At 73.2% G+C, this 18,696-nt stretch carries 12 protein-coding genes; 10 read left to right on the top strand and 2 right to left on the bottom strand.

Features of this window, described 5'->3' with window-relative positions; genetic code table 11:
• The first annotated feature begins 333 nt into the window (after positions 1–333).
• Positions 334–1,281: an ATP-binding cassette domain-containing protein gene (locus tag AC07EG_RS23970; protein ID WP_478255396.1), complete on the top strand. Its 948-nt coding sequence runs from the start codon at positions 334–336 to the stop codon at positions 1,279–1,281.
• Positions 1,278–2,087, top strand: coding sequence for an ABC transporter permease (locus AC07EG_RS23965; protein WP_478255395.1), 810 nt, complete (start codon positions 1,278–1,280; stop codon positions 2,085–2,087). Before AC07EG_RS23970 ends, AC07EG_RS23965 begins: the two co-directional genes overlap by 4 nt.
• Here AC07EG_RS23965 and AC07EG_RS23960 read toward each other — a convergent pair.
• Positions 2,077–2,805 carry a hypothetical protein gene (locus AC07EG_RS23960; protein WP_478255394.1) on the bottom strand — a complete coding sequence of 243 codons (729 nt, stop codon included), beginning with the start codon at positions 2,803–2,805 and terminating at the stop codon, positions 2,077–2,079. The genes AC07EG_RS23965 and AC07EG_RS23960 overlap by 11 nt on opposite strands.
• A gap of 213 nt (positions 2,806–3,018) precedes the next feature.
• Here AC07EG_RS23960 and AC07EG_RS23955 point away from each other — a divergent pair, with 213 nt between their 5' ends.
• The 8 genes from AC07EG_RS23955 (at position 3,019) to AC07EG_RS23920 (ending at position 17,549) form a co-directional block, all read left to right on the top strand.
• Positions 3,019–6,249 carry a DUF4132 domain-containing protein gene (locus AC07EG_RS23955; RefSeq protein WP_478255393.1) on the top strand — a complete coding sequence of 1,077 codons (3,231 nt, stop codon included), beginning with the start codon at positions 3,019–3,021 and terminating at the stop codon, positions 6,247–6,249.
• A 403-nt stretch (positions 6,250–6,652) separates the two neighbouring features.
• Positions 6,653–7,753, top strand: coding sequence for an ATP-binding protein (locus AC07EG_RS23950; RefSeq protein ID WP_478255392.1), 1,101 nt, complete (start codon positions 6,653–6,655; stop codon positions 7,751–7,753).
• Entirely contained in the window at positions 7,753–9,996 is a 2,244-nt protein-coding gene (locus AC07EG_RS23945) for a DUF5682 family protein (RefSeq protein WP_478255391.1), read from the top strand. Before AC07EG_RS23950 ends, AC07EG_RS23945 begins: the two co-directional genes overlap by 1 nt.
• A 691-nt stretch (positions 9,997–10,687) precedes the next feature.
• A complete protein-coding gene (locus tag AC07EG_RS23940) occupies positions 10,688–11,800 on the top strand; it encodes a VWA domain-containing protein (RefSeq protein ID WP_478255390.1) in 1,113 nt (370 codons plus the stop codon).
• Positions 11,797–13,716, top strand: a complete 1,920-nt coding sequence (locus AC07EG_RS23935) for an SWIM zinc finger family protein (RefSeq protein ID WP_478255389.1) — start codon at positions 11,797–11,799, stop codon at positions 13,714–13,716. The genes AC07EG_RS23940 and AC07EG_RS23935 overlap by 4 nt, the downstream gene beginning before the upstream one ends.
• 71 nt (positions 13,717–13,787) lie before the next feature.
• Entirely contained in the window at positions 13,788–16,037 is a 2,250-nt protein-coding gene (locus tag AC07EG_RS23930; protein ID WP_478255388.1) for a molybdopterin-dependent oxidoreductase, read from the top strand.
• Between the two features lie 135 nt (positions 16,038–16,172).
• Positions 16,173–16,670 carry a toxin-antitoxin system HicB family antitoxin gene (locus AC07EG_RS23925; RefSeq protein ID WP_478255387.1) on the top strand — a complete coding sequence of 166 codons (498 nt, stop codon included), beginning with the start codon at positions 16,173–16,175 and terminating at the stop codon, positions 16,668–16,670.
• A gap of 30 nt (positions 16,671–16,700) precedes the next feature.
• The gene (locus tag AC07EG_RS23920; protein ID WP_478255386.1) at positions 16,701–17,549 is read left to right on the top strand and encodes a DUF4097 family beta strand repeat-containing protein; all 849 of its coding nucleotides are present in this window, start codon (positions 16,701–16,703) and stop codon (positions 17,547–17,549) included.
• Positions 17,550–17,584: 35 nt separating this feature from the next.
• Here AC07EG_RS23920 and AC07EG_RS23915 read toward each other — a convergent pair whose 3' ends face one another.
• The gene (locus AC07EG_RS23915) at positions 17,585–18,619 is read right to left on the bottom strand and encodes a Glu/Leu/Phe/Val dehydrogenase dimerization domain-containing protein (protein WP_478255385.1); all 1,035 of its coding nucleotides are present in this window, start codon (positions 18,617–18,619) and stop codon (positions 17,585–17,587) included.
• Positions 18,620–18,696: the final 77 nt, after the last annotated feature.

Here is an 18,696-nt window from a genome sequence, read left to right as displayed (position 1 = left end):
CTGAAGTGGTATGACCACACGCGTCGAGTTGCGCCCCTCCGGTAGGCGGACTTCGCGTTCGCTCGACCGGGCGGGCGATTCTTGATCCACTGGTCTGGACCATTAATGGTATGGTCTGGACCATATCCTTCACCGCGCCGGTGGGCCCCGAGCCCGCTGCGACAGCGGAACGATCGCCCATCGCGGCGGGTCCGGCCACCCGCCCCCTGAACGGGTGGGCGGGACTTCGGCGGCTCCGGGTCCCGCCCACCTCTCCCCTTGCTCCTCCCGCCGGGGCACCCTTTTGCCATTCGAACCGTATGGTGTACGGTACAGCGCACGGAAGGGAGTCCGATGAGTACGAACGAGTTCGCCGTCGAAGCCGACGGCCTGCGCAAGAGGTACGGGGACAAGCTCGCCCTGGACGGCTTCGACCTGCGGGTTCCCCGTGGTTCGGTGTGCGGCCTGCTCGGCCCGAACGGCGCGGGCAAAACCACCTCGGTGCGCATCCTCGCCACCCTCGTCCGCCTCGACGAGGGGCGGGCGCGCGTCGGCGGCTTCGACGTGGCGACCGAGGCGCACCGGGTTCGCCGCACCATCGGGCTGGTCGGTCAGCACGCCGCCGTCGACGAGGTGCTCAGCGGCTACCAGAACCTGGTCATGTTCGGCCGGCTGCACCACCTCGACCGGCGAGCCGCCAGGAAGCGCGCCACCGAACTGCTGACCCGCTTCGGCCTCGACGACACCGGGTCCAAGCCGGTGAAGTCCTACTCCGGCGGTATGCGGCGACGCCTGGACCTCGCGGCGAGCATGATCCTCGCGCCCGCCGTGCTGTTCCTCGACGAACCGACCGTCGGCCTGGACCCGCGTGGGCGCAACGAGGTGTGGGAGGCCGTGCGCGAGCTGGTCGCCGACGGCACCACGGTGCTGCTGACCACCCAGTACCTCGACGAGGCCGACCAGCTCGCCGACCGCATCGCGGTGATCGACCACGGGCACGTCATCGCCGAAGGCGGTCCGGCCGAGCTGAAATCCCGGATCGGCGGCGACCGCATCGACGTCGTGCCGCACGACGCGGCCGATCTCGGCAAGGCCGTGGACGTGCTGAAGAAGGCGCTCGGCGGGGAACCGGACGTCGACGGCGACACCCGCCGCATCAGCGTCCGGGTCACCGGGCACGCCGCCGCGCTGCCCGGCGTGGTGCGCGCGCTGGACGAGGCGGACGTCCGCCTCGACGACCTCACCCTGCGCCTGCCCACCCTCGACGAAGTGTTCCTGCAACTCACGGAGGCCCGAGCATGACCGCACCCGCGGTGGACCACGGCCCGCGCTGGCTGCTGGCCGACAGCTGGACGCTGACCCGGCGCGGTTTCGCGCACTGGGCCCGCAACCCCGGCCCGATCGTCTTCGGCCTGCTGTTCAACGTGCTGATCGTGCTGATCTTCGCCTACCTGTTCGGCGGCGCCATGCAGGTGCCCGGCGGCGGGGACTACCGCGAGTTCCTGATGCCGGGCATGTTCGTGATGACCATGCTCTTCGGGGTCGGGATGACCGCCGCCGCGGTGCTCGCCGACGTCGAACGCGGGGTCACCGACCGGTTCCGCGCGATGCCGATGGCCGCGGCCTCGGTGCTGGTCGGCCGGGCGGTCGCGGATCTGGTGCTGGCGGCGGTCACCCTGGTGGTGATGGTGCTGTCCGGCTTGGCCATCGGCTGGACGGTGCACGGTTCGGTGGCGGAGGCGGTGACCGCGTTCGCGCTGGTGTTGCTGCTGCGCTTCGCGTTGATCTGGGTGGGTGTCTACATCGGACTGACCCTGCGCGGGCCGGAGGCGATGACCGGGGTGCAGACGCTGGAGTTCCCGGTCGGCTTCCTCTCCAGCGCCTTCGTCTCACCGGACACCATGCCCGGCTGGCTCGGGGCGATCGCCGAGTGGAACCCGTTGTCGGCGACGTCGACCGCGATCCGGGAGCTGTTCGGCAATCCGGGGGTGACCGGGGATTCGTGGGTGGTCCGGCACGCCACCGAGATGGCGCTGGCCTGGCCGCTGGTGCTGCTCGCGGTGTTCCTGCCGCTGTCGGTCCGGGCCTACCGGCGGCTCAGCCGGTAGGCCGCAGCACCCGGTTCAGCAGGTCGAGCAGTGGTATCCGGGCCAGGCGCCCGGGCCACTGCCCGGCGTTGAACCGGAGCACGAGTTCGGCCGGCCGCGCTTCGATCGCGGTCAACCGCAAGTCTTCCGGGAATTCCGGCAGGGCAACGGAAATCGGCTCGATCCGCGGTGGCAGGCGCAGTCCGGCGACCCGCAGCCCACAAGGGACCAATCGCACCTCGCCGTCGGCCGGCACGGGCGCCAGGTCGAGGTGCCCGAGCCGGGGTGCCTTCTTCCAGCGCACCCGCGCGAACCCGTCCGCCAGTTCGGCCCGCAACTCCGGCCGCAGCTCGGCGATCCGCCCGGTGACCACCTTCGCCGCGACTCTGACCTCCAGCTCCACCGAAGCCGGGGTCGCGGTGATCGACGGCAGCGACCGGATGCGCACGTCCCGGCCGAGCACGGTGACCCGGCGCAACGGGGTGTCCGGCCAGGACACCCCTTCGGCGACCAGCCGCACGTCACCGAGCCTGCCCGCGGCCAGCCGCAGGCTGTCGGCCTGGTAGTCGAGCGCGGTCACGGTGAACCCGACGTCGTGCTCGCCGACCCGCACGGAAAGCCGCCGCCCGGTCATCCGCTCGGCGGCCGTGCGCAGCACCGCCGCCGGCGTCAGCGCCGTTCCCGGCACCAGCGCCGCGGCCAGCCCGGCGAGTTCGCCGAACAAGTTCCCGCCGTCCATCCCCCCAGTGAACACCAGCCCCACCGCCCCCCACCAACCCGAATCCCGTCAACCCCCCATTTCTGTCAGACCCCCACCCTAGCCTCCCCCCATCACCGACCAAGGGGGGAAAACATGCCCGACCACCACCCTCCCGGCACCCCCGGGAACACCGGAGCGGCCTTCGTCCGCCCAGCTCACTGGCTCCGCCTGGTCCACCCCCGCCGAGGCGGGATGCCGGGCCCGCCGCTGCGCCCCCGCCACCCGGCGCCCGCCCAGCGGGCCGCACTGGTGCCCCTGCTGCGCGGCGCGGTCGAGCACCGATCGGGTGAACCCGCCCCGGCCAAGGCCGCCCTGGCCTTCCTCGACGGGGAGCCCACCACGCTGGGCGCCGCCGCACTGGCCACCGTGGCCGCGGTGAAACTCGGCACGGCCCCGAAAAAGCCCACTGCCGACCGGTTCGCCGCCTGGGCCGACGCGTGGCTGCTGGACCACGGGTACGCGTTCGCCGCCGAAGCCGCCACCCGCCTGTCCCGGTTGACCGCAGGCTGGGAATCGGGCGGCTTCCACGTGCGGGAACAGGATCCCGGCCTCCTGCGGGGCGGTCTGCTCGCCGATCCGCTGCTGTACCGGCTGCGCGCGCACCTGGCCGCGGCGTCCGAAGTGGACTACCGGTGCGCGGTCACCGCCCTGGCCGCGCACCGGCAGACCCCCGGTCAGCGCCGCATCGCCGTCTTCCTGGCCCCCGGCGAAGCGGACTGGGCCGACGCCTTCGTGCCCGAGGCGCTGGCACACGGCCACCACGCCCCCGCGGTGTCGCTGTTGTGCGTGCTCGGCAGCGGTGCGCAACTGGACGCCGTGCGCACCACCGACACCCTGGCCTGGGCCCTGCGCGAGCCGCGAGTGGTGCCCACGCTGGTGGACGGGGTCGGCGTCGCGGCGGTGCCCGCGCTGGCCGAATGGGCGGTCTACTACGGCGCCGAAGCGGCGAAGCGGATCGCCGACGCGCTGGCCGCGTTGCCCGCCGACGAAGCCTTCGAGCGCCTGCTCGACCTGGCCGAGCAGCGCCCGGCCCGCGAGGCCCTGCCGGTGGCGCTGCGCCGGTTCCCGGTGCGGGCCTTGCGCGTGCTCACCCGGCGCTGCTCCGGCTCGTCGGGACCGGCGCGGTTCGCCGCCCGGCTGCTGACGGCCAAGGTGCTGGCCGATCCCGAAGCCGTCGACGCCGCCCTGCCCGCCCTCGACGCCCACGCCAGAGCCGTGATCGACGGCATCCGCGCCGCCCACCGCCCGCTGCCGGAGGCGTCGGCCGCGGCGCTGCCGACCCTGCTCACCGCGCCACCGTGGACCAGACCGCGGGCCCTCACCGAGCAGGTGGTGCTCGACGACCTCGATCCGGGGCCGCCCTCGGTGGCCTGGGCGCCCGGCGAGCGCGAAGCCTGGCGTGCCGGGGAAACCTGGGCCTTCCGGCAGCCGGAGGCACTGGCGAACGCCGTCGAGCAGCTGCGGCGCGGTGTGCTGGATCCCCACCTGACCGGCCAACTGCTGGCACACGGCCCCGAGGAGGTGGCCGAACAGCTGCTGACGCGGTGGCGGCCAGGCGATCTGTGGTTCGCCGAATCCTGGCTGCCACCCGCGCTGGCTCGCTACGAGCTGGCGGCGCTGCCGCTGGCGCTGCACGTGGCGAGGTCGGTTCCCCAGGCCACGGGGCGGTTCCTGCTGCCGTTCGCCAGTGCGGAGGTGGCCGGGTTGCTGGCCGACTGGCTGGCCCGGCTCAAGGGCCCGGCCCGCGAGGTCGCGCTGAACTGGCTGGCCCGTCACGGCACCACCGCCGCGAGCCTGCTCATCCCGGCCGCGCTCGGTGCCCCGGGCGGGCCGCGGTCCGCCGCCGAGGCCGCGTTGCTGCTGCTCGATCCCTCCGCTGTGGACGAAGCAGCCCGGGCACACGGCCGGGCGGCCACCGCCGCCGTCGGCAAGCTGCTCGCCACCGACCCGCTCGACGTGCTGCCCAGCCGCATCCCGGAGCTGCCGGACTGGGCGGATCCGGCCACCCTGCCGCAGATCCTGCTGCGGGGCGGTGAGTCGGCGCTGCCCGCGGCCTCGGTCCGCCACTTCCTCACCATGCTCGCGATGTCCCGGCCCGACCAGCCGTATGCGGGTGTCGCACTGGTCGCCGAGCAGACCGATCCCGCTTCGCTGGCCCGGTTCGGCTGGGAATTGTTCGAGGCGTGGCAGGCGGCGGGAGCGCCGAGCACCCACGGCTGGCCGCTCACCGCGCTCGCCTGGCTCGGCGACGACGGAACCGCCCGTGAGCTCGCCCAGGTGATCCGCGCCTGGCCGGGTGAGGGCGGGCACAGCCGGGCGGTGCTCGGCCTGGACGTGCTGGCCGCACTGGGCACCGACACCGCGTTGGTGCAGCTGCACGCGATCTCGCAGAAGGTGAAGTTCAAGGCGCTGAAAGGCCGGGCCACGCAGAAGATCGGCGAGGTGGCTGCCGGGCTGGGCCTGACCGCCGAGCAGCTGGCCGATCGACTGGTACCCGACTTCGGCCTGTCCGCCGAAGGCAAGCTCCGGCTGGACTACGGGCCGCGTCAGTTCTACGTCGGCTTCGACGAGCAGCTCAAGCCGTTCGTCGCCGACGCCGACGGCAAGCGCCGCCGTGAACTGCCCAAGCCCGGCGTCCGCGACGACGCCGAACTGGCGCCCGCCGCCCGCAAGCGGTTCGCCACGCTGAAGAAGGACGTGCGCACGATCGCCGCCGACCAGGTCCGCCGGCTGGAGCGGGCGATGGTGCGCGGTCGCGAGTGGACGGCCGGGGAGTTCCGGCGGTTGTTCGTCGAGCACCCGCTGCTCTGGCACATCGCCCGCCGCCTGGTCTGGCTCGCCGAAGCCGAATCCGGTGGGGCGCGGGCGTTCCGCATCGCCGAGGACCGCACCTTCGCCGATCTCGACGACAACCGGATCCAGCTCCGCGAGCACGACACCATTCGCATCGCCCACCCGGTCCACCTCGGTGAGACCGTGGCGGCCTGGGCCGAGGTGTTCGCCGATTACGAGATCCTGCAACCGTTCCGCCAGCTCGGCCGCGAGGTGCACAAGCTCACCGCGGACGAACGCACGAAGAACCGGCTCGACCGCTTCGCCGAGCACACCGTGCCCGCCGGCAAGCTGTTCGGCCTGGCCCGATCCGGCTGGGAACGAGCCGCACCCCGCGACAACGGTGTCCAGCCCTGGCTCTTCCGGCGCGTCGGCGAAACGCACGCCGTGGTGCTCGGCCTCGACCCCGGCATCGCGGTCGGCCTGCTCGACGAATTCCCCGAGCAGCGGATCACCGCGGTCTGGCTGACCAGCCAACCCGGCGGCGACCAGCACCCACCCGAGACCGGCCCGCCCTTCGGCGACCTGGACCCGGTGACCGCCTCCGAGGTGCTCGCCGAACTCACCGACCTGATCGAGCCGATCCGATGACACCCCCTGGGGCGCCCCGCCGCGCAAAGCCAGGCCGCGAGCTGCTCGCCGGAAGCCTCGCCCACCCGAGCCATCCCGGCCAACGCGGTGATCGCGCCGGGATGGCTGAACACCTCACGAGCCTCGCCCCATCCGGCCGGCACCGAACACAGCCGGACCAGCAGGACGGCGACTTCCATACCCGGACACCCCCGCGCGGCGCGCAACGCGACCAGCCGCAGGCGATGGCAACGCACCCGCGAGCAATCGACGATCACCCCGCCGCGCCTCGGTCGAGCACGCGCACCGCGTGCTCGGTGACAGCCCAATCGATCCCGACGAAGGAACCAGCGGTCGAGTGGTCACTCCGCCTGGTTCCCGCCACCAGCCCCACTCAGGAGCCCGCACGGAAGAGGGTGCACCAATGACCCCGCAACGCGCATCCGAGCAGGTCCAGCGCCCGCCCGCCGAGCAGCGCTACGCCGCCGAGCTGGCCCGCCTGCGCGAGACCGATCACGACCCGCGCCCACCCGGCTGGGCGCTGAGCCTGCGTGCGGCGCGCCGGTTCGTCGTCGGGGACGAGCGGGCGGGCATCCGCCGCAAGTTCGTCGGCGATCCGTCGCTGGTGGAACGGGCGCTGGTGGCGCTGGCCACCAGCCGCGGCCTGCTGCTGCTCGGCCGTCCCGGCACGGCGAAATCCCTGCTGTCGGAACTGATCGCGGCCGCGGTCAGCGGGGATTCCACGCTCACCGTGCAGGGCGGCGCGGCCACCACCGAGGACCAGATCAAGTACTCCTGGAACTACGCGATGCTGGTCGCCGAGGGCCCGTCGCCCCGGTCGCTGGTGCCGGCGCCGATGCTGCGCGGTATGCGCGAGGGCCGGGTCGTGCGGTTCGAGGAACTCACCCGGTGCCCGCTGGAGGTGCAGGACTGCCTGCTCTCCCTGCTGTCCGAACGGGTGCTGGCCATTCCGGAGCTGACCGGCGAGCAAGGCACGGTGTTCGCCGAGCACGGGTTCAACGTCATCGCCACGGCCAACACCGACGACCGCGGGGTCAACGAGATGAGCACCGCGCTCAAACGCCGGTTCACCTTCGAGACCGTGTTCCCCATCGCCGACTTCACCACCGAACTGGAACTGGTCCGGGCCGAGGCGGCGGACCTGCTCCGGCGGTCCGGGGTCGGCACGGCGCCCGACCGCGACGTGCTGTCCGTGCTGGTCACCACCTTCCGGGAACTGCGGGAGGGCACCACCGCCGACGGCCGGTCGATGGAACGGCTTTCCGCCGCGCTGAGCACCGCCGAGGCGGTCTCGGTGGCGCACGCGGTCGGTGTGCGGGGCTGGTACCTGCACGGTGCTCCCGGCTCCCCGGCGGACCTGGTCGAATGCCTCGCCGGAACGGCGGTCAAGGACAGCGAGCACGACCTGGCGCGCCTGCGCCGCTACCTCGACCAGCAGGTCCCTCGCAAGCAGGGCGCCGCCTGGCGCGCGCTGCACGAGGCTCGTGATCGGCTGCCCGGCTGATGCCCGCCACCTTTCTCGGCGTCCGCCACCACAGCCCGGCCTGTGCGCGGCTGACCGGGGCGGTGATCGACCGCCTCCGCCCGGTCCACGTGCTCATCGAGGGCCCGGCCGAGTTGAACGACCGGCTGGACGAACTGCTGCTCGGCCACGAACTGCCCATCGCGATCTTCAGCCACTACCGCGACGGGCAGCGTTCGATGGCTTCGTGGAGCCCGTTCTGCGAGTACTCGCCGGAGTGGGTCGCGCTCACCACCGGCCGGGCGGTGGGCGCGCAGGTGCGGTTCATCGACCTGCCCGCCTGGGACCCCGCGCTGGCCGCGCGCCGCAACCGGTACACCGACGCGGAGCACCGGTACGCCGAGGCGGTGACCCGCCTCTGCGCCACCTTCGCCGTGGACAACGTCGATTCGTTGTGGGACCAGCTGTTCGAGATCGAGCCGCCGGACGGGCTGGCCGAGCGACTGGCGGCCTACTTCGACCTCCTGCGCGGTGAATCCGCCGTCGGCCCGGACGACGCCGCGCGCGAACAGTACATGGCCGCCTGGGTGCGTGCGGCCGTCGCGGACGCCGGGCCGGAGCCGGTCGTCGTGGTCACCGGCGGTTTCCACCGGCCCGCACTGGAACGCCTCGCCGTGGGGGAGTCCGACGGCTGGCCCGGGCTACCGCCCCTGCCCGGTGGCGCGACCGGGGAGAGCTTCCTGGTGCCGTACTCGTTCCGTCGGCTCGACGCGTTCACCGGTTACCAGTCCGGCATGCCGTCGCCGGAGTACTACCAGCGGCTCTGGGAGAGCGGGCCGGACGCCGCGGCGGACAGCCTGCTCGAGGCGGTGGTGACCCGGCTCCGGCGGCGTGGCCTGCCCGCGTCGACCGCCGACCTGGTCGCCGCCCACGCGCTGGCGGCGGGCCTGGCGAACCTGCGTGGCCACCCGCGGCCCGCCAGGGCCGACATCCTCGACGCGCTCGCGGGTGCCCTGCTCACCGACGACCTGGACCAGCGGCTCCCGTGGAGCAGCGACGGCCCGTTCCACGCCGGGTCGCATCCGGTGGTGGCCGAGATGGTGGCCGCGCTCACCGGCGACCGCACCGGCCGCCTCCACCCGGGCACCCCGGCCCCGCCGCTGGTCCGCGCGGTCACCACCGAACTGGCCGAGCTGGGGCTGGACGGCGACGGTCCGATCCGCCTGGACCTCGGCCACGACGGGCACCGCAGCCGGGTCCTGCACCGGCTGCGGGTGCTGGAGATCCCCGGGTTCGAGCGCGTCTGCGGCCCGGCCTCCGGCGCCGATCCGGAATGGACCGAGCACTGGCGGCTGACCGGCACCGACCTGCGGTTGCCCATGCTGATCGAGGCGGGCGCACACGGCGGTACCCCAGCCGACGCCGCCGCGGCCGTGCTCGCCGAACGCGCGGCCGACGCGGTTTTCGGCGACTTGGCCGGGCTGCTGTTCGACGCGGTGTTGTGCGGCGTCACCGCTCTGGCCGAGCGGCTGGTCACCGAACTGCGTGCGGGCATCGCCACCACGTCGGACCTGGGCGCGCTCGGCCGGGTGCTCGCCGGTGCGCTCGGCCTGTGGCGGCACGACCACCTCTGGCACACCGCGGGCAGCGAACCGCTCGCCGCGGTGCTGGCCGCCGCCGTGCCCAGGGTGCTGTGGCTGGCCGAAGGCGTGCGCGGCGGTCCCGCCCCGGCCGACCCCGGCCGGCTGGGCGCAATGGTCGCCCTGCGTGACGCCGTGCGGTACGCCGCCCCGGTGCTCGGCATCGAGCCTTCGGTGGTGCCCGCGGCGTGCCGCCGGATCGCCGCCGACCCGGGCGCGCCACCGGATCTCCGCGGTGCCGCGTTCGGCCTGGTGTGGTCCTCGGGCGCGGGTTGCGATCCGGTCCAGGCGATCCACGGCGGCCCCCGCACCCTCGGCGACTGGCTCGCCGGTCTGTTCGCGCTCGCCAGGGAGGAGGTCCTCGACGGCGACCACGCCGACGGGGTGCTCGCCGTGCTCGACGACCTGGTCACCGGAATGGGCGAGGAGGACTTCCTGATCGCGTTACCCGCCCTGCGGCACGCCTTCGCCTACTTCCCACCGCATGACCGCGAAGTACTCGCCGGTGCCCTGCTCGCCCGCCGGGGTACCGCCGGATCGGGCCGTTCGCTGATCCGCATCCCCGCCGATCCCGTCGCACTGGCCGCGTCCGCCGCCGCTGAGTCCAAAGTGGACGCGGTGCTACGGGAGGAGGGCCTGTGGTAACCGGCCCCGGCTTGCTCCGTTGGCGGTGGTGCTTTGATGCGCAAGATTTTTCCTGTGGCGCGATCGCGACCGCGGTGGTGGGCGCCAGCTTGGTGCTGGCCCCGCCGATGGCGATGACCGAGCCGGAGGGCGCAACCTCCCCGGGCAGCCTGCTCATCGGAGCACCCGCGGCCTCACCGGCGCTGCCGGGTGGGGCCTCGTCGGTCCGCGTTCCGCTGATTCCGTCTTTCTGGAGTCCAGAGTGGACGCACTGTTGCCTGAGCAGGGCCTATGGTGAACCATCCCGGCTTGCGCCGTTGGCGATTAGTGCTGGGAGAACCCGCCACCCGGCACACCCGCGGCCTCGCGGGTGCCGCCGGTTGGGGCCGTTCGCCGGTCCGCCGAAGCAAGCCGGGGCTGGGAGAGCCCGCCCCCGGCACATCCGCATCCTTGCCGGTGTCGCTGGGCGGCACCGTTCGCCGGTCCGCGCCCTCACCGGTGCCGTCTTCCTGGCGTCCAAGTGGATGCATTGTTGCGTGGGAGGGTCTGTGGTGACTGATCCCGGTTTACTCCGTTGGCGTTTGGTGCTGGGCGAGCCCGCCACCCGGCACACCTGTGCCCTCACCGGTGCCGCGGGCCGTTCGCCGGTCCGCGTTCCCGCCGATCCCGTCGTCTTGGAGTACCAAGTGATACCGCGTGAGGAGGACCTGTGGTGACCGATCCCGGCTTGCTCCGCTGGCGTCTGATACTCGGTGAGCCCGCCACCCGGCACACCTGCGCCCTCACCGGCGCCGCCGCTCGGCGGGACGTTGCGCTTGACTGGCTGTACGGCCGCGATCCCGAGTTGGCCGAGCGCGGCGAACGGCGGGGCGGCTCCGGCGCTCCGGTACTGGCCACAGTGGACTGGCTCGACCGCGTCCACCGGCTGTTCCCCAGAGCCACCGTCGAACGACTGGAGCGTGACGCCGTCGAGCGCTACGAGATCCACGACGTGGTCACCGACCCCGCCGTGCTGGAACGGATCGAGCCGAACCAGACGCTGCTGCGGGCCATCCTGCGCACCAAGCACCTGATGCACGAGGAGGTGCGGGCGCGGGCGCGGCGCATCGTCGAGGCCGTGGTGGCCGAGCTGACCAGGAAGCTGGCCACCGAGATCGGCCGGGCGTTCGACGGCACCCGGACCACCCGGCCGTCGAAGTTCCGCCAGGCGCGGAACTTCGACTTCCACGGCACGATCCGCGCCAACCTCGCGCACTACCGGCCCGAAACCCGGCGGATCGCGATCGAGAGCCCGCGGTTCGTGTCCCGGGTCCGCCGCCGGTCCGAGCGCTGGCAGCTGGTGCTGCTGGTGGACCAGTCCGGCTCGATGGCCGGTTCGGTCATCCACGCCGCCGTCACCGCGGCCTGCCTCTGGCGCCTGCCCGGGCTGAGCACGCACCTGGTGGCCTTCGACACCGAACTCGCCGACCTCACTTCGGAGGTGACCGATCCAGTGGAACTGCTGATGAAGGTGCAACTCGGCGGCGGGACCGACATCGCCCGCGCGGTCGCCTACGCCGCTTCGCTGATCGACACGCCCGGACGCGCGATCGTCGCCGTGATCAGCGATTTCTACGAGGGCGGCAACGAACGGGAGCTGATCCGCTCGGTGGCCGGGCTGACCGGCCAGGGCACCCGGGTGCTCGGGCTGGCCGCGCTGGACGAGGAAGCCGCCCCGGTCTACCACCGCGAACTCGCGCAGCGGCTGGTCAACGCCGGGGCGCAGGTCGGCGCCATGACGCCGGGTGAGCTGGCCGGTTTCGTCGCGGAACGGATCGCCCGGTGACCCGCCCGGACCTGCTGGCCCTCACCCCCGCCGCCCTGGTCGCGCTGGCCAACCGCGGCCTGGTCAAACGGGCGGTCAAGGAACTCGACGCGGGCACGGTCCCGGCGCTGGAGACCACCGACGACGGCACGCTGTGCGGCCGGTTCGCCGACGGCTCGGAAGCCCGGTTGCCCGCCGATGCGGGGTTCGACGGGGCGCGCTGCTCGTGCGGGGCCGTGGGCACCTGCCGCCACCGGGTCGGCCTGGTGCTGGCCTACCAGCGGCGGCACCAGCACCCAGCGGGCGAACTGGTGGTTTCGTCACCGGGCGCGATCACCGACGAGGAGCTTACGGCCGCCTTCGGCCGCCGGGTGCTGACCGCCGCCCGGCGGGTGCACGAATCCGGTTACTCGGCCCGGATCCACCGTCCGAGTGCGGCCGATCCGGTGGCCGAGGTGGAACTGCCCGCGTGCACGGTCCGGTTCCTGGTCCCGGGTGACCTGGGTTACGTGCACACCACCGCGGCGAAACGCGAGCAGGCGATCGTGCTGGCGGTGTGGGCGTTCCGGGCGGCCGACTCACGCGCGCCGGACGTGCCCGAGGCACGGCTCGATGTCGGCGGCACCGGGGTGCGGGTGGGCACCGGGCTGGAATCCGCGCTGACCGTCGCCGATCGGCTCCTGCTCGAAGGCGCCGCCGACGCGAGCCCGGTGCTGGTCGCGCGCCTGCGCCGGTTGCACGGCGAACTGGAAGCCGCCGAGCTGCGCTGGCCCGCCGCCGCGGTCGCCGAACTGGCCGATCAACTCGGCTTCCACCGCTCCCGCAGCGCGCACTACCGCGCCCGGCGGTTCGCCGAACTGCTGACCGAACTGCACGCCCGGCACCGCGCGGCCACCGCCGGGGCGAGCCCGCGGTCGCGGGTCCTCGGCACCGGCGAGCCGAGCGAGACCCCACTGCGGCGAGTGCGCCTGACCGGCCTCGGCTGCCGGATCTCCGGGGTGCCGGGCGAACGGCTCGCGGAGGTCTACTTCGCCGACGCGAGCACGGCCTCGGTGCTGGTGCTGCGCCACCCGTGGACGGTCGGCGCGGGGGAGAAGTGCACCGGTCACGAGCTGGCTGCGCAACGGGTCGGCGGCACGTCGCTGCGTTGCCTGGCCGAGGCGAACCTGGTCTCCGAATCCGCGCACCGCAGCGCCAGCCGCGTCCTGCGCCTGTCCTCCGCACGCGTCGGCCAGACCACCACCACGCCGATCGGCGACGCCTGGTCCAGCCTCCCGGCAGCCCTGGTGGTCCGGAACTACGCCACCTGCGCCGCCGACCTCGGTGCCCTGCCCCCGCACCTGATCCGCCCACGCGTCGCCGCCGAACACGTCCGCGTCCTGCACGTCGCCCGAGTCGAGCACCTCGCCTACCACCCCGGTGACCAACGCCTGAGCGCCACCGTCACCGACGAGTCGGGTCACCCCGCCCTCATCTCCGCCCACCACTCGCAATACCGCCCGGGTGCCCTGGACGCCTTGGCCGCCGCCCTCGCCGGCACGCCCCACCTGCTCAGCGGCACCGTGCAGCGGGGCGAGGGCACCCTGGTCGTCGATCCGATCTGCGTGCAGACCGCCTGCGGTCCCGTCCATCCCGACCTGGCGCCCGACACCGGCGACACCCCGCTCCGCCTGGCCCCGGAACCCCTCCCCGACCCCCTCGGCGATGCCCTCGACCTGCTCGCCGGTGCCGCGCACGTCGGCCTCCTGCACGCGGCGCAACGCCCCACCGCCAAGTACACCCGGGTCGCCGCCGCCCTCACCGAGGCCGGTTACCCGACCGCCGCCGCCACCCTCGAAGCCTTCCGAGACGCCCTGCCCACCGCCGACCCCGCCCGGCTCACCCGAACCTGGCGAACCGCCCACCTCCGCCTGCTCCTCACCGCCACCCACCACTGACCCGCCATGCGGAATGTGAGCCTCCACCGGAACGGGGACGGCACACCGGCGGGCTGGGTAGCGTGACGGTCATGAGCAGGCCGCACCTGACCCACTGGGGAGCGTTCCAGGCGAACTCCGACGGCACCCGGCTGACCGGGGTGCAACCGTTCCCCGGCGACCCCGAGCCCAACCAGCTCATCCACAACGTGGCCTCCGCCCAGCACCACGCCACCCGGGTCGGCCGCCCCCACGTACGGGCGGGCTGGCTGGAGAACGGGCCCGGACCGGCGGCGAGGGGTACCGAGCCCTTCGTGCCGCTCGAATGGGACGAAGCCGAGGAACTGCTCGGGAAGGAACTCCGCCGGGTGTACGCCGAGCACGGCGGAAACGCGGTCTTCGGCGGTTCATACGGCTGGGGCAGCGCGGGCCGCTTCCACCACGCCCAGAGCCAGGTCCACCGCTTCCTCAACACCCTCGGCGGCTACGTCCGCGCCTTCGGCACCTACAGCTACGGCACCAGCGAAGCCCTCCTCCCGCACATCCTCGGCGACGCCTGGGCGATCATCCGCGGCGCCACCGCGTGGGAGCAGATCGAGCGCCACACCGACCTGGTCGTCGCGTTCGGCGGGATCTCCGCCAAGAACGCGATGATGTCGTCCGGCGGGGTCGCCCGGCATCGGATCAGGGGGCGGCTGGCGCGGCTCAGGGCCGCCGGGACGCGCATCGTCACGGTGAGCCCGATCGCCGACGACACGCCGGAAGAAGCGGGGGCCGAATGGCTGGCGCCCCGGCCCGGCACCGACGCCGCGCTCATGCTCGCGCTGGCCCACGTGCTGATCACCGAGGAGCTGGCCGACCACGCCTTCCTCGACCGCTACACCGTCGGCTACGACAAGTTCGCCGCGGACGTGCTCGCCGAGCGGCGCACGCCGGAGTGGGCCGCCGAGGTGACCGGCCTGCCCGCGGCGCGCATCACCAGCCTGGCCCGTGAGATGGCCGCCGGGCGCACGATGATCTCGGTGAGCTGGTCCCTGCAACGCGCGCGGTTCGGTGAGCAGCCGTTGTGGCTGGGGGTGGTGCTCGCCGCCATGCTCGGTCAGCTCGGGCTGCCCGGCGGCGGGTTCGGCCACGGCTACGGGTCGTCGGCCTATCCGGGGGAGGGCGGGTCGGCGATCTCCCTGCCCGCGCTGCCGCAGGGCCGAAACCCGGTCCGCGAGTTCATCCCGGTCGCCCGGATCGCCGACATGCTGCTGAACCCCGGTGCCCCGTACGACTTCAACGGGCAGCGGCTGTCCTACCCGGACATCCGGCTGGTCTACTGGTGCGGCGGCAACCCGTTCCACCACCACCAGGACCTGGCTCGCCTGCGTGAAGCCTTCTCCCGCCCGGAGACCGTGGTGGTGCACGATCCGTTCTGGACGGCCACCGCGCGCCACGCCGACTTCGTGTTGCCGTCGACGATGACCGTGGAGCGCGACGACTTCGGCATGGGCAACGCCGACGCCGAACTCTGGGCCATGCCCGCGCTCACCGCCCCGCACGGGCAGGCCCGCGACGACTACAGCATCTTCACCGCTCTCGCCGCGCGCTTCGGCGTCGAGCCGGAGTTCACCGAGGGCCGCGACGCCCGTGCCTGGCTGGAGCACCTGTATTCGACCTGCCGGGCCGAGGGCCTGCCCGACTTCGAGACCTTCTTCGCCGAGGGCGTCGCGAAGTTGCCGATGCGCCCGGCGGACCAGGTGCTGCTGGCGGACTTCCGCGCCGATCCGGACGCCAATCCGCTGCCCACGCCGAGCGGCCGGATCGAGATCCATTCGGCTACCATCGAGAGCTTCGGCTATCCGGACTGCCCCGGCCACCCGGTCTGGCTCGACCCCGGCCCCGAACCGGCGGACCGCCCGCTGCACCTGCTGGCGAACCAGCCGAAATCCCGCCTGCACAGCCAGCACGACGTCGGCGCGCACAGCCGTGCGGCCAAGCACCGCGACCGCGAGCCGCTGCGCATGCACCCCGCTGACGCGGCCGAACGCGGTGTCACCGACGGCGACATCGCGCTGGTGCGGGGTGAGCGTGGCACCTGCCTGGCGGCGGTTCGCCTGTCGGAGGCGCTGCGGCCCGGGGTGGTGCAGTTGTCCACCGGTGCCTGGTACGACCCCGACCCGGCGGATCCGGCGTTCTGCCGCCACGGCAATCCGAACGTGCTCTTCGCCGACGTGCCCACCTCGACGCTGGCCCAGGGCTGCGCCGGGGCGCACACCCGGGTGGAGATCACGCGGTACGACGGTGCGTTGCCGCCGCTCGCCATTCTGGCGCCACCGGTGAGCCAACCCGGCGTCTAGTTGGCAGCGGGAGCGGCGCACCCGCCCGTGGGACACGCCGGGTGATCGACCTCGAATCCGCTGGTCACCGCTAGAGTGCCAGGCTGAGCCGTTCGGAGATTTGCAATGGTGCCAATGTGGTGCCATGATAGTGCCATGGACCTCACGCCGTATGTCGACAGTCTGCGCGCCGAGCTGGCGCTGGCCGCCGAGGCGAGCGGGGACGAAGCCCGCGAACTCGCCGAGCGGCTCACCGCGCCGCTCGAGTCGGCGGTGCGGCTCACCCTGCTCGAGGCGCTGACCGCGGCGGCCGAGGAGATCACCCGTGACCTCGCCCCCGGTTCGGTGGACCTGCGCCTGCGGGGGCGCAGCACCCCGAGCTTCGTGGTCACCACGCCCGCCGCGCCGCCGTCGGAACCGCCCGCGCCCGAGGCGGCGCCGGTGGCCGACGACGACGGGCCGTCGGCCCGCATCAACCTCCGGCTGCCGGAGAACCTCAAAACCCGGATCGAGGAGGCGGCGGGTGCCGAGGGGCTGTCCATCAACGCCTGGCTGGTCCGGGCCGCCGCGGCGGCGCTGGCACCGGGTGCCCGCCGCGCTCGCCCGCGGCAGGACACCTCGGGCGGTCAGCGCCTGACCGGCTGGGTCCGCTGACCCCGCGCCACGACCAGTCGAGGAACGACCATGCCTGCATTTGCCACCCCCGAACCGATCTACCTGCGCGTCGACCTCTCGGTCGGCGACCTCCGGATCATCGCGAGCGAACGCGACGACACCGTGGTCGAAGTGCACCCGGCGAACCCCGCCAAGCGCAACGACGTCGAGGCCGCCGAGCGGACCACCGTCGACTTCAGCGGGGGCAGGCTGGCCGTGCGCGTCCCGGCGGCCAAGTTCGGCAGGTTCGGCCGGACCAGTTCGGTGCGGCTGACCGTGGAGGTGCCCACCGGCTCGTCGGTGCACGCCAACGGGCAGTGGACCACCCTGGGCACCGAAGGCGAACTCGGCGACTGCCGGTTCGCCACGGCCGGGGACATCCGGCTCGACCGGACCGGTTCGCTGTGGCTGGAGTGCAGTGCCGGGGAAGTGACGGCGGAGCACGTGAACGGCACGGCGGAGGTCACCGCCGGGGCCGGTGAGGTGCGCATCGGTGAGGTCGGCGGCGACGCGCTGATCCGGAACTCCACGGGTGGCTGCTGGCTCGGCCGGGTCGGCGGGGAGGCGCGGCTGAACACCTCCAGCGGGCACATCACCGTGGATCGCGCCGAAGCCGGGGTGTCGGCCAGGACGGCGTACGGCAACATCCGGATCGGCCAGGTCCGGCGCGGTTCGGTGGCACTGGAGACCTCGTACGGCGAGATCGAGATCGGCATCCGGTCCGGTGTCGCCGCCTGGCTGGACGTGAGTTCCGGCTACGGCAAGGTCCGCAGCGAACTCGACGAAGCGGACGAGCCCGCTCCCGAAACGACCGACACCGTGGAGATCCGGGCACGCAGTTCCTACGGCAGCATCAAGCTCAGCCGTTCCCCCGGCTGAAGGCGGCTCTCACGACGCTGTGAGGGCCGGGTGGGTCAGCCCTTCGTGCGGGCGTCGGCGAGGCTGATCGCTTCGGCCAGCGGGGTGGTGACGTTCGCCCTGGCGCGGGTGAGCAGCAGGTCGGTGGTCTGCTCGATGCCTTCGACTTCGGCGGTGGCCTGCTCGTGGCTGAGCCCTCGGATCTCCCTGGCGAGGGTGTAGATGATGCCACCGGCGCCGGCCACGAAGTCCGGGATCCAGGTGAAGCCCTGGCTGTCCAGCCGGTGTGCCACCGAATCCTCGGTGAGCTGGTTGTTGGCCGGGCCGACCACCAGCGGGGCGGTGAGCAGGTCGATCACCGCGGGCGAGAGCACACCGCCGACGGCGGACGGCACGAAGATGTCGGCCGGTGCCGCCGGCGCGTCCACCGGGTGCACCCAGCCGTAGCCGAGTTCCCCCGCCCGCAGGCGTTTGGCATCGTCCACATCGGACACCGTGACCGCGGCACCGCCGGCGGCCAGTGCCGAGGCCAGCCGGCTGCCCACCGCGCCGAACCCGCTGATCACCACCTTGCGCCCGGCCACCGACGCGCTGCCGAACACGTGCCGCGCCCCCGACCGCAGCGCGGCGAGCACCCCCACCGCGGTCGGCGTGCTCGACGAACCGACTCCGCCGTGCGTGGCGGGCAGGCAGAAGACCTTTTCCGCGTGGCGGTGCAGCACCAGCATGTCCTCGGGCCCGGTGCCGACGTCCGGTCCCGGGATGTACGAGCCACCCAGCGAACCGATCAGCTCACCGAGGTCCTCCAGCGCCGCGAGGCGCAGTTCGGCGGACGCCGACGGCGGCAGCGCCACCACGCTCTTCCCGCCGCCGAACGGCACCCCGGCGACCGCGCACTTCAGCGTCATCGCCTTGGCCAGCCGCAACGCGTCGGCCAGGCCGTCGCGCCAGTCCGGGTAGTGCCGCAGCCGGCAGCCGCCGATCGCGGGCCCGAGCGCCCGCGAGTGCGCGGCCACGGTGATGGGCAGGCCGGATCTGGCCCCGCGGCGGAGCACGACCTCCTCGTGCTCCCAAACTCCTGTGGTCGACAAATCGCCCTCCTGGTTCGAAGCTGAACAACCGGCAAGGCAAGAAGCTAGCCACACGAGCGGGGTTCGGGCAGGATCGC

Source organism: Amycolatopsis sp. NPDC045836, from assembly GCF_056431745.1.
Note: the sequence above shows the minus strand (reverse complement) of the source record. Positions and strands in the feature narration are given on the sequence as shown.